General features: G+C 49.4%; 20 protein-coding genes and 1 pseudogene. 13 read left to right on the top strand and 8 right to left on the bottom strand.

Annotated elements, in window-relative coordinates; genetic code table 11:
* Nucleotides 1-486: 486 nt before the first annotated feature.
* The 3 genes from ACJJIF_RS09165 to ACJJIF_RS09155 all read right to left on the bottom strand — a co-directional run bounded on the left by ACJJIF_RS09165 (nucleotide 487) and on the right by ACJJIF_RS09155 (nucleotide 5,514).
* Complete coding sequence (locus tag ACJJIF_RS09165; RefSeq protein ID WP_444931915.1) at nucleotides 487-2,373, bottom strand: DUF885 domain-containing protein; 1,887 nt, start codon at nucleotides 2,371-2,373, stop codon at nucleotides 487-489.
* 447 nt (nucleotides 2,374-2,820) lie between these two features.
* Complete coding sequence (locus ACJJIF_RS09160; protein ID WP_444931914.1) at nucleotides 2,821-4,698, bottom strand: DUF885 domain-containing protein; 1,878 nt, start codon at nucleotides 4,696-4,698, stop codon at nucleotides 2,821-2,823.
* Between the two features lie 234 nt (nucleotides 4,699-4,932).
* Complete coding sequence (locus ACJJIF_RS09155) at nucleotides 4,933-5,514, bottom strand: superoxide dismutase (protein WP_444931913.1); 582 nt, start codon at nucleotides 5,512-5,514, stop codon at nucleotides 4,933-4,935.
* A 334-nt stretch (nucleotides 5,515-5,848) separates the two neighbouring features.
* Between ACJJIF_RS09155 and ACJJIF_RS09150 the strand changes: the two genes are divergently transcribed.
* Together ACJJIF_RS09150 and ACJJIF_RS09145 are read left to right on the top strand one after the other, a co-directional pair.
* Nucleotides 5,849-6,607, top strand: coding sequence for a hypothetical protein (locus ACJJIF_RS09150; RefSeq protein WP_444931912.1), 759 nt, complete (start codon nucleotides 5,849-5,851; stop codon nucleotides 6,605-6,607).
* Nucleotides 6,608-6,759: 152 nt separating this feature from the next.
* Nucleotides 6,760-8,268 (top strand): fumarate hydratase, encoded by a 1,509-nt coding sequence (locus ACJJIF_RS09145; protein ID WP_444931911.1) that lies wholly within the window; start codon nucleotides 6,760-6,762, stop codon nucleotides 8,266-8,268.
* 41 nt (nucleotides 8,269-8,309) lie between these two features.
* Here the strand turns inward: ACJJIF_RS09145 and ACJJIF_RS09140 are convergent, their stop codons facing one another.
* Complete coding sequence (locus ACJJIF_RS09140) at nucleotides 8,310-10,133, bottom strand: DUF885 domain-containing protein (protein WP_444931910.1); 1,824 nt, start codon at nucleotides 10,131-10,133, stop codon at nucleotides 8,310-8,312.
* Nucleotides 10,134-10,341: 208 nt separating this feature from the next.
* On the opposite strand from ACJJIF_RS09140, the gene ACJJIF_RS09135 reads away from it, so the two are divergent.
* The 5 genes from ACJJIF_RS09135 (at nucleotide 10,342) to ACJJIF_RS09115 (ending at nucleotide 14,025) form a co-directional block, all read left to right on the top strand.
* Complete coding sequence (locus ACJJIF_RS09135) at nucleotides 10,342-10,686, top strand: 4a-hydroxytetrahydrobiopterin dehydratase (RefSeq protein ID WP_444931909.1); 345 nt, start codon at nucleotides 10,342-10,344, stop codon at nucleotides 10,684-10,686.
* A gap of 134 nt (nucleotides 10,687-10,820) precedes the next feature.
* Complete coding sequence (locus ACJJIF_RS09130) at nucleotides 10,821-11,294, top strand: OsmC family protein (protein ID WP_444931908.1); 474 nt, start codon at nucleotides 10,821-10,823, stop codon at nucleotides 11,292-11,294.
* Between the two features lie 196 nt (nucleotides 11,295-11,490).
* Nucleotides 11,491-11,772 (top strand): GNAT family N-acetyltransferase, encoded by a 282-nt coding sequence (locus tag ACJJIF_RS09125; RefSeq protein WP_444931907.1) that lies wholly within the window; start codon nucleotides 11,491-11,493, stop codon nucleotides 11,770-11,772.
* A gap of 102 nt (nucleotides 11,773-11,874) precedes the next feature.
* On the top strand, nucleotides 11,875-12,633 hold the full coding sequence (locus tag ACJJIF_RS09120; protein ID WP_444931906.1) for an NUDIX hydrolase: 759 nt from the start codon (nucleotides 11,875-11,877) through the stop codon (nucleotides 12,631-12,633).
* Between the two features lie 204 nt (nucleotides 12,634-12,837).
* On the top strand, nucleotides 12,838-14,025 hold the full coding sequence (locus ACJJIF_RS09115; RefSeq protein ID WP_444931905.1) for an alpha/beta hydrolase-fold protein: 1,188 nt from the start codon (nucleotides 12,838-12,840) through the stop codon (nucleotides 14,023-14,025).
* Nucleotides 14,026-14,156: 131 nt separating this feature from the next.
* On the opposite strand, the pseudogene tnpC reads toward ACJJIF_RS09115, so the two are convergent.
* Nucleotides 14,157-15,601 (bottom strand): annotated as a pseudogene (gene tnpC, locus ACJJIF_RS09110) (IS66 family transposase).
* Between the two features lie 1,506 nt (nucleotides 15,602-17,107).
* Here tnpC and ACJJIF_RS09105 point away from each other — a divergent pair.
* Nucleotides 17,108-18,799 carry a DUF885 domain-containing protein gene (locus tag ACJJIF_RS09105; protein WP_444931904.1) on the top strand — a complete coding sequence of 564 codons (1,692 nt, stop codon included), beginning with the start codon at nucleotides 17,108-17,110 and terminating at the stop codon, nucleotides 18,797-18,799.
* Between the two features lie 64 nt (nucleotides 18,800-18,863).
* On the opposite strand, the gene ACJJIF_RS09100 is transcribed toward ACJJIF_RS09105, so the two are convergent.
* Nucleotides 18,864-19,643: a TlyA family RNA methyltransferase gene (locus tag ACJJIF_RS09100; protein WP_444931903.1), complete on the bottom strand. Its 780-nt coding sequence runs from the start codon at nucleotides 19,641-19,643 to the stop codon at nucleotides 18,864-18,866.
* Between the two features lie 278 nt (nucleotides 19,644-19,921).
* On the opposite strand from ACJJIF_RS09100, the gene nhaA reads away from it, so the two are divergent.
* The 5 genes from nhaA (at nucleotide 19,922) to ACJJIF_RS09075 (ending at nucleotide 24,532) form a co-directional block, all read left to right on the top strand.
* Nucleotides 19,922-21,373, top strand: a complete 1,452-nt coding sequence (gene nhaA, locus ACJJIF_RS09095) for a Na+/H+ antiporter NhaA (RefSeq protein WP_444931902.1) — start codon at nucleotides 19,922-19,924, stop codon at nucleotides 21,371-21,373.
* 107 nt (nucleotides 21,374-21,480) lie between these two features.
* Nucleotides 21,481-22,857 (top strand): hypothetical protein, encoded by a 1,377-nt coding sequence (locus ACJJIF_RS09090; protein ID WP_444931901.1) that lies wholly within the window; start codon nucleotides 21,481-21,483, stop codon nucleotides 22,855-22,857.
* Between the two features lie 2 nt (nucleotides 22,858-22,859).
* Nucleotides 22,860-23,240 (top strand): MmcQ/YjbR family DNA-binding protein, encoded by a 381-nt coding sequence (locus ACJJIF_RS09085; protein WP_444931900.1) that lies wholly within the window; start codon nucleotides 22,860-22,862, stop codon nucleotides 23,238-23,240.
* A 45-nt stretch (nucleotides 23,241-23,285) separates the two neighbouring features.
* Nucleotides 23,286-24,140 (top strand): thioredoxin, encoded by an 855-nt coding sequence (gene trxA / locus ACJJIF_RS09080; RefSeq protein ID WP_444931899.1) that lies wholly within the window; start codon nucleotides 23,286-23,288, stop codon nucleotides 24,138-24,140.
* 68 nt (nucleotides 24,141-24,208) lie between these two features.
* Nucleotides 24,209-24,532 (top strand): YqfO family protein, encoded by a 324-nt coding sequence (locus ACJJIF_RS09075; protein ID WP_444931898.1) that lies wholly within the window; start codon nucleotides 24,209-24,211, stop codon nucleotides 24,530-24,532.
* 21 nt (nucleotides 24,533-24,553) lie between these two features.
* Here the strand turns inward: ACJJIF_RS09075 and ACJJIF_RS09070 are convergent, their stop codons facing one another.
* Together ACJJIF_RS09070 and ACJJIF_RS09065 are read right to left on the bottom strand one after the other, a co-directional pair.
* Nucleotides 24,554-25,093 (bottom strand): DUF4124 domain-containing protein, encoded by a 540-nt coding sequence (locus ACJJIF_RS09070; RefSeq protein WP_444931897.1) that lies wholly within the window; start codon nucleotides 25,091-25,093, stop codon nucleotides 24,554-24,556.
* A 45-nt stretch (nucleotides 25,094-25,138) separates the two neighbouring features.
* Nucleotides 25,139-25,678: an NUDIX hydrolase gene (locus tag ACJJIF_RS09065; protein WP_444931896.1), complete on the bottom strand. Its 540-nt coding sequence runs from the start codon at nucleotides 25,676-25,678 to the stop codon at nucleotides 25,139-25,141.
* Nucleotides 25,679-25,714: the final 36 nt, after the last annotated feature.

Below are 25,714 nucleotides of genomic sequence, written 5' to 3'. Positions count from 1 at the left end.
GGTGAAGGTGCTCAGATCATGTGATTTTAGTTAAGAGTAGTACTTGTAAGGGGTTGGTAAGTACCGAAGTCAAAAGCTATTACGGTAGATGATGGGTTCTCTAGAGTTAAATTTCTAAAAGGAAGAACTCCCGAAACAACGGATGAGGAAGCTAAAGATGCATTTGCCTTATTGTCCGAGTATAGGGATGGTGGAATATACGTAGCCCACTATTCAGGACACACCAACTGAGCACAGTATTGCTAAGCCATGCGATACCTAAGAGATAAGATCATTCTACATACTGGCAGAGGTTTGCAGTACAAGAGCGAGTGCTGTTAGTGGGGTTTTCAAGCTTGAGCTATAGGGTTCTAAAGGTGCAGGTAAACCAAGTATATCGCTTGTCCTCGTGTATATTTGGCCCTCGAATTATTAGGTGTTCGCTAATAGATTAAACAAAAAAGGCCACGGATAGTGGCCTTTTTTAATTCTGTTTTAACCTTTTAGTTATACTTTTGGAGTTCTGGTGTTTGCTATCCACTCGTCAATAATTTCTTCCAGGGCATCCAGCGGTACCGGGCCATTGGCGAGCACGGTATTGTGGAATTGGCGAATGTCAAATTGATCTCCGAGTTCTGTTTTGGCCTTTTCGCGCAACTCCAAAATTTTCAACATGCCAATTTTGTAAGCGGTTGCCTGGCCGGGCATGACGATATAGCGCTCGATCGCTTTAATAGCGTCCCCTTCAGGGTTTGGGGTATTTTCCATAAGGTATTGTATGGCTTGCTCGCGGGTCCACTTCTTGGCGTGAATCCCGGTATCTACAACGAGGCGAGCGGCTCGCCACAGCTCCATAGCCAGGCGGCCAAAATCTGAGTAGGGGTCTTGGTAGAGCCCCATTTCTTTCGGCACCATTTCAGAGTAAAGGCCCCAGCCCTCGGTATAGGCGGTATAGAGTCCATATTGACGGAATTTGGGGATGCCCTCTAGTTCCTGGGTAATTGACAGCTGCATATGGTGGCCGGGAATGCCTTCGTGGTAGGCCAGTGCTTCCATTTGATAGCTGGGCATGTCGTCCATATTGTAGAGATTGGCGTAGTAGATGCCTGGACGTGAGCCATCGGGAGCCGGTTGTAGGTAAAAAGCCTTACCGGCAGATTTTTCCCGGAAGGGCTCAACTGCACGCACATCGAGGTCCGCTTTGGGCTTGACGATAAACAGCTCGTCGAGCCTTCCTTTCATGGTGTCGATAATTGCGCTGGCTTCTTCCAGATATTGGGCCTTGCCCTCTTCAGTGGTTGGGTAGTAGAACTGTTTGTCGGTACGCATAAATTCGAAAAAGTCATTTAACTTACCTTCGAATTTCACTTTGCGCATAATTTCACGCATTTCATTGTGAATGCGTGTTACTTCTTCGAGGCCAACTCTGTGAATTTCATCGGCCGTCATATCTGTAGAGGTGAAAAGACTGAGGCGAAATTTATAAAAGTCATCGCCATCTGCCAGTTTCCAGGCGCCATCATCGGTATTGGCTTTCTTCTCCAGTTCTCGCAGGTAACGGATTAGTGCGCTGTAGGCGGGGCCGGTATTTTCTGTTAGTGCTTTTTGGGCTTTATCTATCAGGGATTGCTTCTGTACTCTGCTGATGTCCAGCGCTTCTACCTTGGTTTTAAAGTCGGCAAAAAGCGGGCTGTCAGTTTTTCTATCAAACGGGGCGCCGCTAATTAAGTTTTGTGCGTCGCTAATCACATAGGGAAAAACAAATTTGGGGGTAATAGTGCCAGCCTTGGCGCTTTCTTCTAGCACTCCCTGCAACTGGGAAAAGTACTCGGGGATAGCATTTAAGCGGGCTATATACGCTTCGGCATCTCCTGTATCGTCAATACGATGCTGGCTAATCAGTGTGGATGCCGCTCCGCTGTGGATGGCAAACATTTGATTAATCGGGTAGTTGTGGTTTCGCCACTGATAGGCTGCTATCTCTTGTTGCAGGCTGCGCTTGGCTAGGCGCAGGCTCAGTTTGGTGGGCCTATCCAGAATGGAGGGATCAATTTTATTGAGTTCGGCTAGTTGGCGCTGATTAATCTCATGGGTTTCTTGTGCAAATTCTGGCGATAAATTATTCCACTTTCCGTAGTCCTCTTTGATACCCAAAAAAGTTTTAAACTCAGGACTGCGGTCGAGACGCTCTTGGAAGAAATCCTCGAACAACTGGTTGACCTTTTTGCTCGCCTCACTCGTTTTTTTGCTGAGCTTGGCTGGGGGTGCCTGCTTGCTTGAACTTATTCCTTGGGAGGTAGATATTTGAGCGCCTGCACTGTTGGTACTTTCGTCGCAGCCAGTGATAATAAATGTACTTATTGCCGCCGCAATCAGAGTTGTTTTTAACTTCATGAATACAATCCTTGCGTTCAAAGAGTAGCTCTTGCTTTTTTATCACTATTTTTGCCATCGATGGGCTTTTTTTTTGTGAATGCGCTCAATGATTGAGATATTCAGTTGAAAAGTCTGCTGGGGCTGAGAACTGCGCCTCCTTTTGGGTGAAGAGATGCCGGGAGTGTACTGTTTTGGTGCCACGGTGTGACTGTTGTGGGTTTTAGCACTGGCTGGCAATAGGGTGTTATGCCAGAGAAAAAAGTAGAACTTTAGTATTAATTATACGGACGGATTGTGCTTGTCCAATAAAAAACCCGGAATCTTATGGTTAGATTCCGGGTTTTTTACAGCGTTGCTTGTCGAGATCGACAAATTCAGCAGGCCTGCTTGTCGGTGCGGCATTTTAGCGCAGACAGCCTGCGGACAGACGGGTACGCCGTTGTTACCCGTCTGCTATCTCTACAATTACGCTTGAGCCTTTACCTTGGCTATCCACTCATTGACCAGCTCTTCCAATACATCCAGAGGAACCGGACCACTGGCGAGAATGGTGTCGTGGAAGCCGCGCACGTCAAACTGATCTCCCAGCTCCGCTTTGGCTTTTTCGCGCAACTCGACAATTTTCAGCATACCGATTTTGTAAGCGGTCGCCTGGCCGGGCATGACGATATAGCGCTCGATCGCTTTAATCACATCGCCTTTCGGGTTCGGGGTGTTCTCTACGAGGTAGTCGATCGCCTGTTCGCGAGTCCATTTCTTGGCGTGAAGGCCGGTGTCTACCACCAGGCGGCCCGCGCGCCACAGTTCCATCGCCAGACGGCCGAAGTCAGAGTAGGGGTCTTCATAGAAGCCCAGCTCTTTGGGGACCAGCTCGGAGTAGAGGCCCCAGCCTTCGGTATAGGCGGTGTAGCCGCCGTATTTGCGGAACTTGGGAATATCCTGCAATTCCTGGGCGATAGAGAGCTGCATATGGTGGCCGGGGATACCTTCGTGGTAGGCCAGTGCTTCCATCTGGTAAGACGGCATATCGCTCATATTGTACAGGTTGGCGTAGTAGATGCCGGGGCGCGAGCCATCGGGGGCGGGGCGCTGGTAGAAGGCTTTACCGGCGGACTTTTCGCGGAAGGCCTCTACCGCTCGCACGTCGAGGTCGGCTTTGGGTTTGGTGATAAACAGCTCATCCAGGCGCCCCTTCATGGTATCGATAATGGCGGTGGCCTTTTTCAGGTACTCCGCTTTACCTTCCTCAGTGGTGGGGTAATAGAACTGCTTGTCGGTGCGCATGAATTCGAAGAATTCCTGCAAGTTACCTTCGAATTTCACCTTGCGCATAATTTCGCGCATTTCATCGTGAATACGGGCAACTTCCTTGAGACCGGTTTGGTGGATCTCATCGGCGGTCATATCCGTAGTGGTGTAAACACCAAGACGGAATTTATAGAAGTCTTCGCCGTCTGCCAGCTTCCAGGCGCCGTCGTCGGTAGTGGCTTTTTTCTCAAGCTCTTGCAGGTAGCTGATTAATTTTTCGTAAGCGGGGCCGGCGCTTTCAGTCAGGGCCTGGCTGGCTTTATCGATCAGTGATTTCTTTTGATCTTCACTGATTTCCAGCTTTTCTACTTTGTCTTTAAAGTCTGCAAACAGCGGGCTGTCTTTGTCACCGTTAAACGGTGCACCGGTGATCAGGTTGCGGGAATCGCTGATAACGTAAGGGAATACGAACTTAGGTACGATTGTGCCGACTGCAGCATTGGCTTTCAGTTGTTCTTCCAGTTGGGAGAAATACTTGGGCATGCCATTCAAGCGGGAGATGTAGGCCTCGGCATCGCTGATATCATCAATGCGGTGCTGGCTGATCAGCAGAGTGGCGGCGCTGGTATGGGTGGCGTACATCTGGTTGACAGGGTAGCCGTGGTTGCGCCACTTGTAGCCGTCAATATCCTGTTGCCAGTTGCGTTTTGCCAGGCGCAGGCTCAGGCGGGTTGCATCATCCAGAGTGGAAGGATCAATTTTATTCAGTTCCGCCAGTTGGCGCTTGTCGAGCTCCAGAGTCTCTTTAACAAACTCTGGGGAGAGGTTATCCCACTTATCGTAGTCTTCTTTTTTACCCAGGAAAGTTTTGGTCTCGGGGCTGCGGGCGAGGTGTTCCTGGAAGAAGTCCTCGAACATCTGGTTAACGCGCTTGACTGCGGCTGGGTCTACTTTGCCCGCGACCTCTTGAGTCGCGCTGCTCTCCATGGCTTTAGTGGTTGCACTTTGCTCGGCGGCATTCGGGGTGCTGCGGTCACAGCCGCTGATTACCAGCGCGCTTATGGCCGCTGCGATCAGGGTTGGTTTCAACTTCATGAGCATATTCCCAGTGTTCGGTTTTTTGTTGCTAGTTTGTACCACTTAAGTGGCATTCTTTAGGTTGACTGCCTATAAAAGCTCGCAATTTGTGCGGGTTCTGTCGTGCAGGTCGGCAGCTATTGTGCTTACTGGAGTGGCGTTTGGCCAGTGGTAGGGCATTTTTGTTGGCTAGGCGGACTGGAGGTATAAAAAAAGCGGGCACAGGGCCCGCTTTTTTTGGTGGTTTCGCGATTAAGCGAAGTTCTGGTTTACAAACTCCCAGTTCACCAGGGACCAGAAAGCTTCCATGTACTTCGGACGCAGATTGCGGTAATCGATGTAGTAGGCGTGTTCCCACACGTCGCAAGTCAGCAGCGGAGTCACACCTTCTTCGGTCAGCGGGGTCGCAGCGTTAGAGGTATTTACGATAGCGACTGAGCCGTCAGCATTTTTTACCAGCCAGGTCCAGCCGGAACCAAAGTTGTTCACAGCACTGGTGGTGAATGCTTCTTTGAACTGTTCGAAGCTGCCGAAGGCCATATTGATCGCATCGGCGATCGCGCCAGTGGCTTCACCGCCACCGTTGGGGCTCAGGCAGTGCCAGTAGAAAGTGTGGTTCCACACCTGGGCTGCATTGTTGAATACGCCACCGGAAGAGGATTTGATAATCTCTTCCAGGGACTTGTTGGCATCGGCGGAGCCTTCTAGCAGGCCGTTCAGCTTGTCTACGTAGGTTTTGTGGTGCTTGCCGTAGTGGTACTCCAAAGTCTCTTCGGAGATGTGCGGTGCCAGGGCATTCTTAGCGTAGGGGAGTTCAGGCAGTTCGAAAGCCATGGGTTTTCCTTCCTTTGTCTGAGGGTTATTGGTGAGGGCATTCTACACGCGCCGCATCTCAGAATTAAGCCGGCGCGATGGATTAGGGGAAGTTGGGACGATTTCCTCAAACACAAGGGGGCGGGAGCTTTTACTGACAAGTCTGTTCGTCTGCCGTCTATTATTACCAGCGACCGCTTACTTTTTCGTCAATTTTTGGTATAACTGCCGCAGAATTCGACGAATCTGAATAGATTCTAGTGTCATAGATCTCTGAACAATACGGTACCGGAAAGAGTCACTTAGCGCTGGCGGGTACCGGACATATCAGCACAGTTACCGGGTGTATCGAACCATGCAACGCAAAGAGCCCACATTGGGCGGCAGCGCCGCTCTTGAGCCATCACTGGATCTGACTAGCAGTGAAGGCAAAAATGAATCACCAGAGCCCCAGGTGATCGTGGAGGAGCGCCGGGGTGGTTTCTCGTTCCTGGGCCTGTGTGCCCTGATTATGGCCATGGCTGGTCTGGGCGCCTCGGGCTTTCTATACCAGCAGTGGCAGGACAGTCGCACCTTGTTAAGTCAAGCTGAGGCCCGTATTGCCGATGCCGAAAGCCGCATCGCCGAGCTGGAAAAGCGCTTTAATCTCTCCGATGAGGAGTCCACGGCATCGGTTGAAGTCTTGAATGCCAAGGCCAAGGAAAATTCCTCAGAGATTCGCAAATTGTGGGGGGTTGCCTACGATACCAACCGCAAGAGCATCGCCACGAACAAAACGGCAGTTGCAGCCAACAAAAAGCAAGTTGCCGCGCTCAGCGCCAAGCTCAGTGGTCTCGAGGGTAGCGTAAAGAAAATTGCCTCTGTTGAGGCGTCGCTGGCGGAGCTGCGCGAGGGCAATACGGACTCCCAGCGTGAGATGACAGACAAGCTGGCGCGCCTGGAGCGCCAGTTGGCTTCAGTGCGCAGTGATCTGACCTTGCGCGTTGGCGCCAATGAAGAGGCGGTAGAGTCTATCGATGCTTACCGCCGCTCCGTTAACAAGGACCTGGTGCAGCTGCGCGATGCGATCCGCTCCCTGCAATCCGGTAGCGATTCCACCGCTTCCTCCCTGTAAATTTCCAGGTTGAGACAAAAAAGGCGGACCTAGTGTCCGCCTTTTTTATGCCGTTCTTCCCGCTGCCTGACTGGTTTTCTGGCAATCTCTGGGTCAATAACCCTACATTTCGTGTAGAATCGCCGGCCTTGAGACGTTAATCGGAGTTGGCTATGACCACTATCCGCCAGGATGATCTGATCGGCAGTGTGGCCGATGCGCTGCAATTTATCTCTTACTACCACCCACAGGACTTCATTCAGGCCCTGAACAAGGCTTATGAGAAAGAGGTCAACCCGGCGGCCAAAGACGCCATGGCCCAGATCCTGATCAACTCGCGCATGTGTGCCGAGGGCCATCGCCCAATCTGTCAGGATACCGGCATTGTGACCGTGAAGTTGAAAGTGGGCATGAATGTGCGCTGGGAAGCGGACATGAGCGTTACCGATATGGTTAACGAAGGGGTTCGTCGCGCCTATCAAAATGCCAGCAATGTGCTGCGCGCTTCTATCCTCGAAGATCCGGATGGTGCCCGTAAGAATACTGGGGACAATACCCCGGCAGTGATCCACTATGAAATCGTTCCCGGTGATACTGTGGAAGTGTATGTGGCGGCGAAAGGCGGCGGCAGTGAAGCCAAAACCAAGTTTGCCATGTTGAACCCGTCTGACTCTGTAGTTGAGTGGGTATTGAAGATGGTACCGCAGATGGGTGCCGGCTGGTGCCCGCCGGGTATGTTGGGTATTGGTATTGGCGGTACCGCTGAAAAAGCGATGCTACTGGCCAAGGAGTCCCTGCTCGATCCTATCGATATTCAGGAGTTACAGGAGCGCGGGGCCTCTAATCGCGCCGAAGAGCTGCGCCTGGAGCTCTACGATTCCGTCAACAAACTGGGCATCGGTGCCCAGGGCCTGGGTGGCCTGACGACGGTATTGGATGTGAAGGTCAAGGATTACCCGACCCACGCCGCCAACAAGGCTGTGGCAATTATCCCCAACTGCGCGGCGACCCGTCACACCCACTTTACCCTGGATGGTTCTGGCCCCGCGCGCCAGACGCCCCCGAAGCTGGAAGACTGGCCGGAAATCACCCGCGAAGCGGGCAGCAATACCCGCCGTGTCAACCTGAATACCGTGACTGCGGAAGATATTCAGAGCTGGCAGCCCGGTGAGACCCTGCTGCTGAACGGTAAGATGCTGACCGGCCGCGATGCGGCGCACAAGAAAATGGTCGATATCCTCGCTCAAGGTGAGAAACTGCCTGTGGATCTTACCGGCCGCTTTATCTACTACGTGGGCCCGGTAGATCCGGTGCGCGACGAGGTGGTTGGCCCCGCTGGCCCCACGACCGCCACGCGTATGGATAAATTTACCCGCACCATGCTGGAAGAGACCGGTCTGGCCGGCATGATCGGTAAAGCGGAGCGCGGCCCCATAGCGATTGAGGCGATCCGCGATAATAAAGCGGTATACCTGATGGCGGTAGGTGGCGCTGCCTACCTAGTGGCCCAGGCAATTAAGGCCTCTGAAGTTGTCGCCTTCCCCGAGCTGGGAATGGAAGCCATCTACGAGTTTGAAGTAGAGGATATGCCGGTAACTGTGGCTGTAGACAGCCAGGGTGAATCAGTGCACACCACTGGCCCGCTGATCTGGAAAGCCAAGATTGCCGAGGGTGAGGTGTAACGACTTCACCGCTTAAATAAAGGCCCCAACCGGGGCCTTTTTTATTGGAATTTATTGTCTTGTTTGGCCAAGTCCGCCAGCATCAGTTGCCGAATCATCGGGATAGGCGCACTGCCATAGCTCAGAAACATCTCGTGGAATCCTTTCAGGTTAAAGTTGTTGCCCATTGCCTTTTTGAGTTCTTCGCGCAGAGCCAAAATATCGCTAAAGCCGGCAAAATAGCTGGTGAGTTGTACCTGGCTTAAGGTGGCCCTGCGCCATTTACCCTCCGCTTCCGCCTGTTGCTGAAAGGCGTCCTCGACCATCAGTTTCATCGCCTGTGCTTGATCGATACCCTTTACCTGTACCTCATAATCCAAAATGGTGTTAGTGATGGTGCGCAAGTTCCACTTGTAGTACATCAGCCACAGCTCGGGGGAGAAGTTGCCGTAACCTGCATCCAGCATCATGCGCTCCGCATAGACAGCCCAGCCTTCGATCATCGCGGTATTGCCGAGAATAGCTTTCAGGATACTGGGGGACTGGTTGGCGTATACCAGCTGAGTGTAGTGCCCGGGAATTGCTTCGTGAATATTGAGTATTTGCAGGATGTAGTCGTTGTACTCCCGCAGTAGACTCTCGGCCCGTTGATCGGAGTAGGTCTCTATGGGCATCACGTTATAATAGGTGTCGGCATTTTTATGGTAGGGGCCCGGAGCATTGATTGAGGCTACCGCAAAGCCCTGCATATAAGCGGGTGTTGTGCGCACTACCAGTGGTTTCTCCTTATCCAGAGTCAACAAATTTTTTTCGCTAACGAATGCCGCTAACTCTGGAATTTGTTGCTCCACTTTTTTCTTGAAAGTTTCTTTACTGGCGTGGTGTTGGGAAAGCTTATTCAGTAACTTTCTAATTTTTTCCAGGGATTCGCGGGGCGGGGAATTAGACGGAAAGTATTTTGGCCAGAGCTGATCGGCAAGTCTGGTCATTTTATCGTGGGTTAATTGCTTTTCTATGATGGCACGCTGGTATAGTTTAGCTGCGCTCATTCCAATATTGATATCAAACTGGAATTTCTCTTCATAGAGTTTTTCTCCGATACGAAAATCATGGAAATTTCCAGATTTAGTCAATTTCTTTTGCAGGTTCTGTAGGAAGTCGATATAGCCTTGTATCGCTGAGCGAGAATCGTGCAGTCGCTGTAGAAAAAGTTTCTTTGCATCCGCAGGCATCTGACTTGCTTTAACCGTTTTTTCCAGTTCTTCACCAAATACTTCCAATGAGCCCCTGCTTTGTTGAATTGCCAGTTCAAGCTGCGGTGCTGCTGGCCGAGAGATTGCCGCCTTGGCGGCCTGGTAGTATTCGGGCACTTGCCCCATACGGGCACTAAATGTGTGAAGTCGTTGTGACAGGGGAGCGTAGTTGGTGTTGAGGATTAAGGCAAAGGCGTCGGAAACATTATAAAGAGAGGGGTCCCATTGATAGGCCATAAAGTCTGTATATTGCCACTGTAATCGTCGCAGAAAGTTTTCAATCAAGGCGAGATTGCTGCGCGAATTAATACTGAGCTGGTTTTTGTCTAAAGCGGCAAACTTGTATTGGTAGGATTGGGCAAACTCCATTAAGTGCTGGCGATAACCTTTATCCGGCACCTGGAGCTTCTCAGCCACGTCGTAATAGCCCTCACTGATCGCCCAGGAGGGGAATAAATTCCACAGGTCATTTATAAATCGTTGGCAGAGTTGCTCAAATGTCCGGTTGGCTTCGGAGTGCATTGCCTCCGGGGCAGCCTCTCCCTGCGGAGGAGGACTTTGCCTGTCTGCCCCCTGGCGCTCACAGGCGCCCAGCACAATCAGAAGTACTAGTAGATTGAAATATACTTTCATGACAATCCTTACATTTATGCGCTGGCATTTACTGGGAGATCTAATGGTTATAGATCGTCCAATATTTTTAGCATGTCGTTTCATTTTGTGATGACAAAACCGGATAAAATACGTTTTTGGGTCCTGTACTTGTCTCAGTGGAGGCTGCCGGGTAGAGTGAGGCCGGCCCAATTGAGCCGATAATAAACAAGGTTTTGAGGACCCATTCATGACCGAACTAGCTCAACAACAATGTGAAGCCTGTCGTGCCGATGCACCGCTGGTGAGTGATGATGAACTGCCAGGACTGCTGCGCCAGATCCCTGACTGGACACCGATAGCCCGTGACGGAATTATGCAGCTGGAGCGTGTGTTCAAGTTTCGCAACTTCAAGCAGGCTCTGGCATTTACTAACCGTGTCGGTGCTATTGCTGAAGAGGTGGGACACCACCCGGCACTGCTGACAGAGTGGGGCAAGGTGACCGTTACCTGGTGGAGTCACGAGGCCAAGGGCCTGCACAAGAATGACTTTATTATGGCTGCCCGTACTGATGAACAGGTAGACGCCGCCTAGAGTGTGGCGCCTGTATCTGGCTTCCAAGGGGTAGCCCTTGGAAGTCATTCTCACCAGTCCCCATTGGGCTAGTGAGTTCCCAGTTTAACCCCAGCTATCCAAGGTGGAGAGTGTGGTGCAAAAGGAGATGAGTATTGTCTGAGTATATGTCAACGGTGGTCTGGAAGCGCGGCGAGCAGATTTTCACCGATAATCAATACAGTCGCGCTCACACCTGGCAGTTTGATGGTGGAGCATCTATCCCCGCCTCGTCCTCCCCCCATGTTGTCCCCATTCCCTATTCCGCAGTTGAAAATGTAGACCCTGAAGAGGCCTTCGTAGCGGCTCTATCCAGTTGTCACATGTTGTTTTTTCTATCGATCGCCGCCAAACGCGGATTTGTGGTTGATGAATACTGCGATGAAGCGATAGGCGTTATGGGGGCCGATAGGGAGGGACGAATTGCTATGACCCAAGTTACTTTGCGCCCTTTAATTCGTTTTTCTGGTGAAAAGCAACCCAGTCTTGAACAACTAGAAAAAATACATCACCTCTCCCATAAGCAGTGCTTTATTGCAAATTCTGTAAAAACTGAAGTCGTGACAGAGATTCGAGAATCTCCAGTTTAAGTATTTTTCTGTAGTGAATAGCTTGTCGCCAGGTGCTAAGTAAGCTTGGCGGCACTATTCATTGGTTTATTTTCGGCAAGATATGTACACAATTATTGAGAGAGTAGCTCCTACTGAGGATTTCCTCCGGCTGTGAGAGATAACAGGTCTGCCCCCCAGAAGTCGTGAAGCAGCAGAAAAAGGCCTTCCAAATAGCTTGTACGGTGTTCATATAAAAAGATACTCGGAAACTATTGCTATGGGGCGGGTAGTGGGGGATGGCGCGCTTAATTTTGAGATAGTGGATGTAGCTGTCGACCCTAAATTTCAGGGTATTGGCCTCGGGCACCAAGTAATGGAGCACATTATGGCTTACCTGGATCGGGAAGCGCTCCCTTCAGCATATATTACGTTGATGGCAGATGTTCCTGAATTTTATAGGAAATTTGGATTTGAATTGAGCCGTCCACACACTGAAGGGATGCATCTTATAAAATAATGGCACAGAGCTATTATTGTGGATTCGAAGTTGGTTTTATATCGATGAACAAATGACTGATTCAGTGTTGTCTATATCGTTTATAGTATTGAAATCATTTAGGTGTTGAATAGGTTGCTTGTGTTTCATCATACAGTTGATTCCTTTAATTGCGTTACTTTGGATCTCGAGAATTTTTCTGGTACGGAAGATCAGTTCTTGGTTGAACTGGTAGCCATTATAGAAGTATCCAGAGTTAACAGCCGAAAGTTGATCTGGGTAACTCTCCGAGATGCACTTACCCGGTTTATCCCGATATGCCTAAAGCATGGCTTTACATTCCACAGCTGCCGGGATTCTTCTACAAGGCTGGTTCTTAAGCTTCAGGAAGATGCATATGTTCCCTTCTACCCAACCCATACGGTGGGAGTTGGGGGCTTTGTGCTCTGTGATGGACAGTTGCTCTGTGTGCAGGGTCACAGTGCATCATCGAGTCCTAAATTACCCGGAGGCACAGTCGATCTGGGTGAAAAGATAGCCGATGCGGTGATTCGTGAGGTTTATGAGGAGACGGGGGTGTCCTGTGAGTTTTCCTCTGTGCTGGGGTTTTCCACCCGCTTTCCTACAGCTTTAGGCTATACGGATATCTATTTCGTTTGTGAATTAACCGCTCTGAATCGGGATATCTCAATAACAGATACTGAAGAGATTAAGCATGCATTCTGGATGGATATCGACCAGTATCTCAATGGAGGACAGGTTTCAGCATTTAATCGCCATATCGCTGAAATGTCCATGCAAAGGCTTGGTTTAACCCAGGTCAGCCAGGATTCTTACAAGGATCTCTTCGCAAAGCAGGAAATATTTTGGACTAATGCCTAAAAGGTCCAAATGATTGGTTGAGTATATATCGTAGTTTAACCACTTACTTTTGAGGCAGGGGGAAAGACTAGACTGTATTCTAAACACATTGTGAATTCTTCATTCTCATTGAGTCCAGAACGCGGCGTATGCTTTTCTTTCTCTTATGATTATTAAATTATTAGTGGGTTAAATGGTTGACTGGTGGAAAGATGGAGTGTTCCTATGAAAGGCAAATTTATAGCAATTTTAATTGCCGCAGTTTGGAGTTTGACTGCTCAATCCAATGAGTTAACTATTGGTGAGCGCAAGGTTATTGTCTCGCAAAGTCTTGAAGAGAAAAGGGAGTACTGGATTTCTCTTCCCACATCCTTCAAAGAAGGTGGGTATAAAGATTATCCGGTTCTTTATTTACTTGATGCAGATTTTAATAGTTTCTTTCATGTCTTCACAGGTATGGTTCGGCAGCTGAGTTCTGATGCCACTCCAGTAATTCCTGAAATGATTATTGTAGGTATCGTAAGTCAAGAACGTGTAAGAGATAGTTCACCTACTAGATCGCTAACTGAATATGGTGGACGTAAAAATCAGGCGCTATCCAACACAGGGGGCGCTGATCAATTTCTTGAGTTTTTAAGAGAAGAGCTTATCCCAGAGATAAACGAGGAATATCCGACATCTGGGTATCAAATTCTTGCAGGTTACTCATTTACAGGTCTACCTGTTATCCATAGCTTATATTCATCTCCTGAAGATTTTAATGCGTATATCGCTATTGATCCAAGTATGTGGTGGGATGAGCAGGTTATGTTAAAGCGGTATTCTGAATTCCTACAAGGTAAATCAACTGAAAAGCGCAGGCTGTTTATCTCTACTTCAGAGAGAGTGGAAGGTGTATATCCTGATGAAAACTATGTTGCAGAATTTATCAGGCTGCTAAATGAGAAGCCCAAGAAAGGGCTATACGTAGATTCAGTAACATATGGGACAGAAGAAAATCATCATACAATGCCCGTTATTAGCTTTTATAGAGGGCTTCGATCAATTTTTGATGGTTATATGATCGATGATCAAGCTAGATTTCGCCCCGCAGTGAATGTTAAAAATCACTTCGAACAGTTTTCAAGAAAGCTCGGAGGAAGGTTCATGTTGAGGGAAGATGTTATTAGTTTCTTTGGCTATGATCGTCTCTATAATGATCAGTTTGGCATAGATGTTGATAAGGCAATAGAATTTTTCGAATTGAATACACAGTTTTATCCAGGTTCATATAAGACCTGGGATAGCTTGGCTGAAGCTTATATGGTAAAGGGGAAGAAAGAGCTTGCTATAGATTGCTATAGAAAATCATTGTTAATTAATCCTGATAATGAAACAGCAAGAAATAGAATGGCTCAACTTGAGGTTGATTAGATTTATTTTCAGTAGTTATGCTTAACCTGGTGATCTGAAGTGCTGCCGTTGCCCTAAAGTCAGATCCCCAAGCTATTTGATGCTGTATTTGTCTGATTTTTATTGAGCTTGACTAGTTATCTAAAATGTAACTATTCAGCACTAATTTCAAAAGCTTTGAATTTTTTCAGTAAAAATCCAGGCCACTCTCCATTAAATAGTTGTGTTAATGCTTCTCTAGGGGCAATGTCATTTTTCTGACAGGTCAAAAGGCAAGAGCGGATAAGACAGAAGGCTCTTGCGCCTTCTTCAGAGCGAAAGCAACCCGAAATCTTTTGCTGTACCTTAGTCATTCGAAGATCTCGCTCCCCCTGATTATTAGTGAACGGTACTTCAGCACGCTCCATAAAACGGAGTACATCTTCCTCATAGTCACGAAGCCGTTCCAGTAGATTACGAGATTTACTGCGCTTAAGTCGCCCCTGGCGAGGTGACGTTGTATCCGGCACTGGTGCCGGGCATTCGGTGCTTCCACGGCCGAGGATTTTTCGATAACGGGTTCTCCAGCGCTTGGCTTGCTCTTCCGGTAGGAAACCACCAGCAAGCTCAACAGCATCGTGTAGCTCCAGCAGTAGATTGCGCATGTTACCAGCCCAACGTTGCCCATCTTCCTCATGCGCATAGGTTAGTTCACGCAAGTGGTGGGCGTTGCACAACGCATGAGTGCAAGCAAAAGTGTAATAAGGCTTCCAATGGTCATGCACCAGTGTGCCGTTAAACTCGGGCAGCACACCTATCGCATTCATAGCTTCAGTCCCGCGCTTCGGCGATAAACCAAATAAAGTACACTTCTGAGCCGAAAGGACATGTAACCAGTGGCGCTTTCCATCCATGTTGAGGCTGGTTTCATCAGCATGTACTACAGATTCGGTTTTGAGCCATTTTCTAGCAAGATTTTCAAAGGGAACTAGGCGTTCACAGGTAGCTAGATTGAAATTGACCAAGCTTCCGGCACTGAGCGGAATACCATATTGCTCGGCAAACATCGATTGTATTCGCTCATAAGGCAGCAACTGGAACATTGAAAGGTAAACGGCATGTGCCTTAACCGAGCTGCCATATTGCGCTGGTCGAGTTACGCCCGCAGGGAACTCAGCTACATAGCGTTGACCATGTTCATTCTCCAGAATTTGAGCACGATACTCGGTGACATGGCGTTGGATTTGGAGGTTAATAACTTGGCGACGCTCGTACCCTACGTCCTTCCAATTGCCGCGTGGTAAAGTGCGGCGATTTAGTTTAAGAGTCTCAATATCGTCCGGGTTATCGATCGGCATTAGGGTGATGCCTTTACGCCCAGATTGGCCGCCAGCTTTGCGCTTGCCTGCAGTTTTTTCTCTCTTTTGCGGTTTTGATCTTGTGATGGCGGTATGCTGCTATTTTTACTATTCATACCATTTTTAGCCATCAGTAGCCTGATGACGACCAACAAAATGGATATCACTGCACGTATTGATGGCGTAACCTGTTGATCTTCTTTCAACAGATTTTCTGCATCAGTAATAGCTATGTTGATATCAACTTTTCCCAATGTCATTGACTACTAGACAAGAGGCTTAAGGATTACTCTATTATCTCATAAATATATTTTGTTGGGAGTTGTGTATTTTAGTGCTGAATAGTTACGCTTATACAAGCTCCCTTTGTACTTTTGATAACTCAGTTATCAGTAGTTTTTTACTGCTGGTTTCTGTGCATTTTCCTGCAACCTCAAGAGTTCGGCTTTGCTTTAGGGCAATTATACTGCTGATATAGATGTGACTATCTCGAAATTTCTTTTCATCAATCCCCATATGGGGGTGGCGTTCTGATTCCACCTTGCTAAGCCGAGTTCAAATACCCGCTTCTTAATCACCTTCAACTTGGTACCAATTTAAGCCGAGAAGTTTTCTGGTTTCCTTTATTCTCGTGCTGCCAGCAAAACCTAGGTTGTGGAAACCTCGAGCAACAGAGTAAATCAGCTATTCTTCCGGCCCGGGGGACGCCATTTAACCCCTTGATTCTTGCAGCGTGCTTTAGGTGTTTCACTATGAAAGTGGGTGACAAATTGCATGGTATCCAGGTGTCACTTGGCGCGTGCTTTTCTGAAATCGTAGCGGGACAGGTTTCGCCGTATTCTGGGTACAGTACACCCTTGCTTTCATACTCAATAGTTACATCTACTCGGTGGGTAGCCACCTGTAAATTAGCGCTGGTTGCTCCCTACAGTGACTGAATTTCCAGCAGTTGCGCATAGTACCCACTTACGTCTGCGAGTTTCTCTATCGCTCTATAAGGTTGAAGGGGCATAAGTCCAAGCTAATCTACGAAGAACCATATTTTTGTGGCTTTAGATAGTCTATGAGTAACTTGATCCTCTCTTTATTTTTCTTTATCCAACAGTTAAATCATATGTAGGCCTTCTGGTTTTGTTTTATGGTTTTCTGCTTGGAGGCTTCTCAGGGGGGTAAATTTTTTCTGAAGTTGATTTGTGATGAATGAGTGGATTGTTTGGGCTGAATTTGCAGTATTTTTGGCCTAGATGATCCCTCAGATAAAATTAGAGTATTTTCGGGGGGTTAAGTGCCAGTTTGTTTTTGTATTTTCCTAGTTATAAAGTGTGAATTTTATATGGCTTGGAAAATAGTGTTTCACTTCTTTGTTTGTGCTGGGCATTATTGTGGAGTAAGAGTGTGGAAGGGTTGTAAAATGTATAAGGTATGCTTAGTTTCCTCGATGTTAAGTTGCTGGAGGTTGCTGTTTTTTTATTAGGTGGATGTGCATCATTTTTTGATAATCTGGAGGGTGACTAAGTTTTGCGTGAGGGCGCAAATAGTTTCTTTTGGGATGGTCTACTTTTTCTAGGCTTTACTTAAAGATCCAGATTTGTGGGGGTATGTCTACTATGGGGTTTGATTTATAGGCCTAGTGAGTGGCTCTTGGGTTTGGTTGGTGTTAGGGAGTGTGAGCTGGTTGAAACCGGCTTGGGAAGAGGGGTAGTTTTTTGACGCTTAATAAGTGTTGTTGTTTTATTTGTGTGAAATGAATAGCTAAAGGTGATTCTATGAAAAGCTTGAGATGTGTCTTGGTTATTTTATGTTTTGTTGTTAGCTTTCCGGTTAATGCAAATGATTCAAGTTTTGATGTCTTTGTACAGGACTCATATGCTGAATTGCTTAGGCGAGATCCGTGGTGGGTTTTGATTCGTCAGGTGCATGATGAGGTGGGGCTTTCCGCACCGGGGATTACCCCGATTTCATTGCCGTATAAGCTTAAAACACTTTCCATGTATGAAGATGCTTTGAATAAATTAAAGTTATTTGATAGGCGTGCATTGAGTGAGGCTCAGAAGCTGGATTATGATTATTATCGCTGGGTTTTAAAGAGTTATATCGCGATTGAAAGTCATTTGCAGTTCACGGTTAATGCATATACAGCTTTTAGTGTAACAAACATATTTTATTATTTGCCTCTTGACAATTCTTCTGATGTTGAAAATTACCTAGCTCAGGTGGATTATCTGTCTTCTTATTATTTTTCAATCTCGAGCTGGATTTCTTTTAGGGAAAGATTGGGTGTGGTTGATGATAAGGAATTAATTTTGGGGGTGGCAGACTTACTTCAATACTGGGGTGAAAATCCTGAGCAAGATTTGGCTTACCTGCTTTTGGAGGCTGGAATAAATGGGATGGAAGTTTCAGATGATCAGCGCAAGGAATGGTTGCTGCGGTGCAAATATAGTTTGGAAAATCAGGTGGCATTTGCGCGAGCGGTGGTTTCTACTAAACTTTTGGCGCTGCTGGATCAGGCTCCTGATAATCCTGGGTTTGCTCAATATCCAGGGGGTAGTGAATACTATAATGATTTGTTGAGCCGGTATGTCAGTATTCCGCAAAATGCCTTTGAGGCACATCAGATTGGTGTGAGCGCCTTAAAAAAAATTCATAAAGAAATGTATTCTGAGTTTGAGTTACTCGGTTATGACACTTCTTATGATTTGTCTACGCTATATGCTATGGCTCGTAGCGATGCGCCTCAGGTGGCTAAGGAAGATGTTATTGCGGTATTTAAAGTTCTTTTGGATGAGGCCGTTGAGAAAAGTGTCAACTTGTTTCCTGATATTCAGTATTCTCCAGTGAGTTTTGTGGAAGGTTATGGTTGGTCGTATTTCCCTGCTAATAGAAATGCAAGTGCTCATTTTACAGTAGATACTTCTGAGGATACCAACTTGTTAGAGCTTCCAGGAGTTGTTTATCATGAAGGAGCGCCTGGTCATCATACCCAGTTTTCACTGACAGGTAATTTAGACCTCCCTCTTTTTCGTAGTGTTACCGATATTGCAGGATTTCAAGAAGGGTGGGGTTTGTATGCAGAACGCTTAGCTTTTGAGCAGGGCTGGTATGATAATAATCGGTATGGTAATTTAGGTCGATTGCAATTAGAGGCACTCAGAGCGGCCCGAGTAGTAGTCGATACTGGAATTAATGTAAAAGGATGGACTGTAGCAGAAGCCGAAGAATACCTCTCTAATGTCACAGGGGTGACAGACCGAGATGTCTCTCTGGAAATAGGACGTTTTCTTTATACCCCTGCTCAAACAAGCTCATATTACTTAGGCTTTGAGCGACTTCTTCAGTTGCGTCAGAGAGAGCAGAGTGAAACAAACTTTGATCTCAAAGCGTTTCACGGGAAGGTTTTACAAAATGGTGTAATTCCTCTCACTCTTCTGTCTGAGCAGTTCAGCGATTCGCAATAGCTTCTATGGAGTTATTTGCAGTTTGAGAGGCCTTTGTTAAGGGCCTCTCATCTGGTTATTTTTCTTAGTGTTTGCTGCTTAGTAGCTCTTTAGCGGGGCTTGCCCAGAGTAAAAACTCCCGATTGCCATCGCCGCCTTTGATTGGGCTGTCAATATACTCTTTCACTTCAAGTCCCAAGTCTTCACATAAGGCAGTAATGCGCGCGCGCACCTCTGGGTAGTATTTGGCATCTCGCACCAAGCCGCCCTTGCCGATGCCTTCCGGGCCGACTTCAAATTGCGGTTTAACCAGGCTCAAGAGCTGCCCCGAAGGTTTAAGCAAGGCGGGTAACTGCGGCAGAATGAGCGCTTGGGAAATAAACGAGACATCCATAACGATAGCATCGAAACCGGCATCTCCGTGTGGGGCAATTTGCGCGGCCTCCAGATGGCGCGCATTAACCCCTTCAAAAAGGTACATACGGGGATCGTCCAGTAACTTCTGTGCCAACTGGTCTCTCCCGACGTCCACTCCCACTACCGATGCGGCTCCGCGCTGCAGCAGGCAGTCACTAAATCCGCCGGTGGAGCAACCCACATCCAGTGCGTGCCAGCCGGAGGGATTTAGTCCTGTTTGGTCGAGGATTGCGGCCAGCTTTAGGCCGGCTCGGGAAACATACTGGTCTTCCGGCAGGGGGGTGACTTCCAGGGCGCAATCTTCCGGAATACTCTGCCCAGCCTTCCGTGCGGGCTGGAGGGCGCCGCCATCGGATACCATGACTCTTCCGGCATCAATCAGTTTTTTGGCATGGGTACGGGAGTTTGCCAGTTTTTTCTGTACAAGCAGTTGATCCAATCGGGTCATGTTTTGCGCTGCAATCCTGTTCATATGGTTAAGAATACAGTGCCCATGCTAACCTCTGGCTCCAATCGGTAGAAGTGCGGTTCCACAAATTGTGGGACTAATCTTTAAGAAGCTTCGGAACAATTCCGGGATGCCCCTGAAGCCCCGCAGAGAGGGCTTCGAAGCGCGGCTGCTGTATTCAGAACTGGCAGAGGGCTGTGCACTTGCGCTGAGCGGTAAGGCTTATAGAGGTATTGTGAAATTGTTCAGGGGCTCCTTAGTTAGGAGAGTGTCGGCTGATGGCAAAAAGCGTTCTGGATAGATTCAAAATTCGCAAGGGAAAAGTCTTTGAGGCGCCACTTGAGGGCGCGTTTGGGCGTCTGGTGACCCCCTTTGAAGAATTTATCCACCGCCAAAGCAGCAGTGGTATTTTGCTGATGCTATCCGCGCTGGCAGCGTTAATTATTGCCAACTCCCCCTTGCAGGAGGCGTACAAGCACCTGTTGCATATGCCCATTAGTCTCAGTGCCGGTAACTGGGAGTTTTCCCTTTCCGTACACCACTGGATCAATGACGGCCTGATGGCAATCTTTTTCTTTCTGGTGGGGTTGGAATTAAAGCGTGAATTTATGGTGGGGGAGCTGTCCGATTTACGCCAGGCAGTTCTGCCGGTAATGGCGGCCATCGGCGGTATGGTGGTGCCTGCACTGATTTATGCCTCTTTCAACGCGGGGGGCGGAGCAGAGCACGGCTGGGGGATTCCCATGGCCACGGATATTGCATTTGCGGTCGGCTGTATCGCCCTTTTGGGGAATCGAGTGCCTCGCGCGGTAGTAACTTTTCTGGTGGCGTTAGCGATTGTCGATGATTTGGGCGCAATCCTGGTGATTGCGATCTGGTATACCGAACAGGTAAATATCATTGCGCTGATCGCGGCCGGTTGCCTGGTCGGCATTATGTGGCTGCTCAAAGCAGCGGGGGTTCGCCGCTCTCCAGCCTATGTGTTTGTCGGTGTACTGCTCTGGTATGAGCTCTATCTGGCGGGTGTTCACGCGACGATTGCCGGGGTGATTACGGCAATGGCACTGCCGGCCAGACCCAAATATGATCCGGTGGCCTTCAGTACCTTTGTGAAGGATATTATCCGCAGCTTTGACCGCTGCTTCCGTCCGGGAGACAAGATTATTGCCAACGATGCGCTGCGCGCCCGTGTGATGGCCCTGGGCAAAGGTGTCAACCTGGCGCAGTCGCCGTTGCAGCGGATGGAAACCCGCCTGCATACGCCGGTGGGTTTTTTGGTGATTCCTATTTTTGCCCTCGCCAATGCGGGTATTCCGTTTGACAGTTTTACCAGCTCCTCCGCAATCATAAATCCGGTCACCCTCGGGGTGATAGCCGGTTTGGTTGTCGGCAAGTTGGTGGGTATCGTCGGGGCGACCTGGATCGGTTGGAAGCTGGGTTGGGGCAAGCTGCCCAAGTCGGCCAACTTCCAACATATTGTCGGTGTGGCACTCCTCGGCGGGATTGGCTTCACTATGTCGATCTTTATTGCCGAGCTGGCCTTTAACTCCGAGTATGAACTGCTGATCCAGGCGAAAGCCGGTATCCTGTTGGCATCGGTTATTGCCGGGGTGGCGGGGTTTTTGGTATTGCGTAAAGCGCCGGTGGCGGATGAGTTTGACCCTCACGGGGAGAGCGATAGCCCCAGGGATGGGGAAGATAGTGAACAGCAGCCCAGCCGTCAGGGTTGAGCTGTTTTGGTGTTTTTGTACCACTTGGCTCCGCCGCCCTGCCGGGGTCTGCTCCCTGTCATATCCCGCCACTCCTCTGATTAATGTAGGTGAGAGAAATAAAAACCATGTATTTGAAAACATTGGCACAGGCGCTACCCGTGCTGGCCATTTCCCTGTTACTCGGGGCCTGTGAGGGCCAAACTGCGGCGAGTCAGAAAGCCGTGAACGCACTGGATGCCGTTGATCAATCGGCCACAACCGAGCCCAAATCCGCTAGTGGAGATAATGCGATGGATAGTTTGGCCCAAGCTTATGTCCTTCTTGTACTCGAATTGGGGAACCACGACAGCAGCTATGTCGATGCCTATTATGGACCGGCACAATTGCGCAAAACTGCCGCCGAGAGTACGGCGAGCGCGGCGGATATTGCCCGGCGCGGTGAGTCCTTACTGGCTGAGCTGCCGGCAGTGGTGGGTGGCGACGGGGCGATAGACAACCTGCGCATGCACTATCTGAAGACCCAGTTGTTGGCTCTGGTATTTCACGCCCGCAGTCTGGCGGGAGAGAGTCCGAGAAATTTTGCCAGGGAGGCGCGGGCACTCTATGACACGGAGCCTCCGCAGCGGGATCTGCAAAGCTTTGAGCCAATGCTACAGGCGCTGGAAGCGCTGTTGCCGGGGGAGCAGCCCTTGGGAGAGAGGGTAGCCAGCTTCCGCCAAGCTTATGAGATTCCCGCCGACCGGCTCCAGGCTGTCTTCGATGCCGCGATAAAAGAGTGCCGCGCGCGCACCAAGCAGTATATTTCTCTGCCAGAGGATGAGAACTTTGTGCTGGAGTATGTCAGTGACAAGCCGTGGAGTGGTTACAACTGGTACAAGGGCGGTGCTCACAGCCTGATACAGGTAAACAGCGGTTTGCCGATTACGATCGATCGAGCTATTGATCTGGGCTGTCACGAGGGATACCCGGGGCATCACACCTATAACGCCCTGCTGGAGCAAGCGCTGGTACAGGAGCGGGGCTGGGCAGAGTACAGCGTTTATCCACTGTTTAGCCCCCAATCACTGATTGCAGAGGGGAGTGCAAACTACGGGATTGAATTGGCGTTCCCCGGTGAGGAGAAAACCCGTTTTGAGCAGGCGGTTCTCTATCCGCTGGCAGGTCTGGACCCTCAGACGGCAGGAAAATATGAACAGGTAATGACCCTGGTGGATAAGTTGGGTTTTGCCGGCAATGAAATTGCCCGCCAATATATCGATGGTGAGATTGACGCGACACAGGTGCCGGCACTCTTTGAGAAATATACCCTGATGAGCCCTGCTAAGGCGGCGCAGCGCAAAGATTTTGTCGATGCCTATGGCGCCTATGTCATTAATTACAATTGGGGTAAAAAACTGGTTGCCGACTACGTGGAGCGGGACAGCCAAGATAATGCTGAGCGCTGGCAGCGCTTCACCCGCCTATTGTCCTCCCCGCGCCTGCCTTCATCCCTGGATTGGTAGCTATGCAAAAAGACGCTTTGAGAAAGTATCTGCTCGCGCGGCCGGAAGCTATTGAGGATTTTCCCTTTGCTGCGGATGTGGCAGTGTTTAAGGTAAAAGGACGCATGTTTGCTACTTTAAGCTGTTACCGGGGCGTGGATGCCAGTAATCTCAAGTGCGATCCAGATGAAGCCCAGGCTTTAAGGGATATCTTTTCCGGTGTTATCCCGGGTTACCATATGAACAAGAAACACTGGAATACCGTGTTGTTGGATGGCACAGTGCCCGACTATGAGATTGAGCGCATGGTAGATCACTCGTATGGTTTGGTGGTTAAGGGCCTTCGCAAGGTTGAGCGGGAGTCCCTGGAACTGGCCTATGGTGCAGAGGTACTCTACCGCTAGCGGTGCCGAAGAATAGAGACATCCAGATTTAATCTAGGAGAAGATGTGAGCGAATTTATTGTTGATGTAACGGCAGAAAATGCCCAGCAAATGCTGATTGAAGAGTCTATGCAGCGCCCGGTTGTAGTGGACTTTTGGGCCGATTGGTGTGAACCCTGCAAGCAGCTGATGCCGGTACTGGAAAAACTGGCCAACGAGTATAACGGTCAGTTTTTATTGGCCAAGGTCAATGCGGATACTGAGCAAATGCTGGCGGGCCAGCTGGGGGTGCGCAGCTTACCTACCGTGATGGTTTTAAAAGAAGGGCAGCCGGTAGATGGCTTTGCCGGGGTACAGCCGGAGTCGCAAATTCGCGAGATGCTGGATAAGTACCTGCCGAAACCCTGGGATATAAAGTTACAGCAGGCGCAGGCGCTAATTGGTGAAGGCAAAGTCGCCGAGTCCCTGCCGCTACTGCGACAAGCCTATAGCGAATCGTCTGAACGCATCGATATCGCCAAACAACTGGCTGCTATTTTGCTCGATCAAAACCGGGCTCAGGAAGCGGAGACTGTGCTCAGTAAAATTCTGCTGGCGGATCAGGACGCGGAATACCAGCAGCTGATGGCTCAGTTGGAACTCAAACAGCAGGCAGCGGAAACTCCAGAAATCCAGGCGCTGCAAAAAGCTCTGCAAGAGAATCCCGCAGATAGTGATGCGGCCTATCAGTTGGCGGTGCAGTACAGCCAGGCCAATCGCCACGAGGAAGCCCTGCAATTATTGCTGGATATTTTGCGTAAAGATATGGGTTTTGCCGATGGTGCAGCCAAACAGACTTTCCTGGATATTGTAAAGAGCCTGGGTGCTGGCGATCCTATCGCCACCCAGTATCAGCGCAAACTGATGACCATGATGTTTTAGTTGGCATCGGCAAATAAAGGGGCCCTTGTGGCCTCTTTATTTTTTGCGGGAGTAGAGGAGGGCTATTGATGTATAAACTCTGTGTTTATATTCCCGAGACCCATCTGGACGCGGTAAAGCAGGCGCTTTTTGCGGCGGGTGCCGGTCGCATCGGTGATTATGACAGCTGTTGCTGGCAGGTATTGGGCACTGGGCAATTCAGGCCGCTGGAGGGGAGTCAGCCATTTATTGGTGCATCGGGCCAGGTAGAGACGGTTGCGGAGTATCGGGTGGAGATGGTCTGTGCCGATGAGCGGGTGGATGCCGCCCTCGATGCACTGCGGACAGCGCACCCCTATGAAGAGCCGGCATTTGACCTCTGGCGATTGGATGAGCGCTGCGCTGCCGGCTGATACTATTCTTTGCCGTACTTCTTAGAGATTGTCGAGCACCTTTTGCCGCTCGCGGCTTTTTTGCTCAATCGTTCGTGCATCTTCCATTAATTCTGAAAGGTTGGAGTGATGGCTGGGCATCGCCCTTTCTGAGTTGCTGCTGCCCCGTTCGCTCGAACCGGGTTTTAAGCTGAAGGGATCGTTGGCGCTGACGCTGTTTAGGGGTTTGACACGGTGAATGCGCACGTGTGAAGCCAGTCCCTCCGGCACCGTATCGGAGAAGTGCCAGTTGCCATCCCTGTCTTTCCAGGTAAAAACTTCTGAAGTTTGTTTGCTTGCATCCCCCTGGGGCATAAGCTCGCTGGAAGTTGTCAGCGCCTCAATTTGGGTGGCTGACTCCCGGGTGGTTTGCCGCACGCTTTGCAGGGCCTGTGCGCCGCTTGCGTGAATCGCTGAAATATCTGCTGCTGGTGGCAACCAGTCGGAGGGTGACATTATCGGTTTACCATCCGGGCCCGGTAAAATCATCGGCAGCACAATGCCTACCAGTATTAAGGCACCGAGCATTGGAAAGTATTTCATGCAAACGTCCTTTTAATGCAGGGTCAGTGATTAATTAAAATTGGCTTACAGCTTGCGATTAATTACTCCGCGGTGCAGTTGATACTGGCCGGTGCGGGTATCCTCGAAATAGTGCTCCAAAGTGCGCTGCATAATGGGGAAAGCGATCTCTCCCCAGGGAATTTCATCCTCGCGAAATAGCTCAACTTCAAGGGATTCCGGTCCGGGCCCGAAATTCATATCGGTGAGCTCGCCCCGGTACATGATATAGACCTGATTGATATGGGGGATATCGTAGATAGAGTAGAGCTCATCGACGCGAATACTGGCCCGGGCTTCCTCCCAGGATTCCCGCAGGGCCCCCTCTTCACTGGTCTCGCCATTTTCCATAAACCCGGCGGGCAGGGTCCAAAGCCCCAGGCGCGGTTGTATGGCGCGCTTGCACAGCATCACCTTATCGCCGATATAGGGCACGGCCCCGACAATCACCCGGGGGTTGATATAGTAAATGGCGCCGCAGCGGCCACAGGTATGGCGGGGGCGGTCATCACCCTTGGGGATGGAAAGTGTGACGGCGCTACTGCCGCATTGGCTGCAAAATTTCATGGCGTCAGTATACCCATGCAAAGTTGGAGCGCCAGC

Source organism: Microbulbifer regidiadema (SeqCode), from assembly GCF_052467605.1.
This window is presented reverse-complemented; position numbering and strand designations above follow the sequence as displayed.

Excerpts from the sequence above, each read along its gene's own strand:
- ACJJIF_RS09165 (WP_444931915.1), bottom strand. The coding sequence starts at position 2,373 with ATGAAGTTAAAAACAACTCTGATTGCGGCGGCAATAAGTACATTTATT.
- ACJJIF_RS09160 (WP_444931914.1), bottom strand. The coding sequence starts at position 4,698 with ATGAAGTTGAAACCAACCCTGATCGCAGCGGCCATAAGCGCGCTGGTA.
- ACJJIF_RS09155 (WP_444931913.1), bottom strand. The coding sequence starts at position 5,514 with ATGGCTTTCGAACTGCCTGAACTCCCCTACGCTAAGAATGCCCTGGCA.
- ACJJIF_RS09150 (WP_444931912.1), top strand. The coding sequence starts at position 5,849 with ATGCAACGCAAAGAGCCCACATTGGGCGGCAGCGCCGCTCTTGAGCCA.
- ACJJIF_RS09145 (WP_444931911.1), top strand. The coding sequence starts at position 6,760 with ATGACCACTATCCGCCAGGATGATCTGATCGGCAGTGTGGCCGATGCG.
- ACJJIF_RS09140 (WP_444931910.1), bottom strand. The coding sequence starts at position 10,133 with ATGAAAGTATATTTCAATCTACTAGTACTTCTGATTGTGCTGGGCGCC.
- ACJJIF_RS09135 (WP_444931909.1), top strand. The coding sequence starts at position 10,342 with ATGACCGAACTAGCTCAACAACAATGTGAAGCCTGTCGTGCCGATGCA.
- ACJJIF_RS09115 (WP_444931905.1), top strand. The coding sequence starts at position 12,838 with ATGAAAGGCAAATTTATAGCAATTTTAATTGCCGCAGTTTGGAGTTTG.
- ACJJIF_RS09105 (WP_444931904.1), top strand. The coding sequence starts at position 17,108 with ATGAAAAGCTTGAGATGTGTCTTGGTTATTTTATGTTTTGTTGTTAGC.
- ACJJIF_RS09100 (WP_444931903.1), bottom strand. The coding sequence starts at position 19,643 with ATGACCCGATTGGATCAACTGCTTGTACAGAAAAAACTGGCAAACTCC.
- nhaA (WP_444931902.1), top strand. The coding sequence starts at position 19,922 with ATGGCAAAAAGCGTTCTGGATAGATTCAAAATTCGCAAGGGAAAAGTC.
- ACJJIF_RS09090 (WP_444931901.1), top strand. The coding sequence starts at position 21,481 with ATGTATTTGAAAACATTGGCACAGGCGCTACCCGTGCTGGCCATTTCC.
- ACJJIF_RS09085 (WP_444931900.1), top strand. The coding sequence starts at position 22,860 with ATGCAAAAAGACGCTTTGAGAAAGTATCTGCTCGCGCGGCCGGAAGCT.
- ACJJIF_RS09075 (WP_444931898.1), top strand. The coding sequence starts at position 24,209 with ATGTATAAACTCTGTGTTTATATTCCCGAGACCCATCTGGACGCGGTA.
- ACJJIF_RS09070 (WP_444931897.1), bottom strand. The coding sequence starts at position 25,093 with ATGAAATACTTTCCAATGCTCGGTGCCTTAATACTGGTAGGCATTGTG.
- ACJJIF_RS09065 (WP_444931896.1), bottom strand. The coding sequence starts at position 25,678 with ATGAAATTTTGCAGCCAATGCGGCAGTAGCGCCGTCACACTTTCCATC.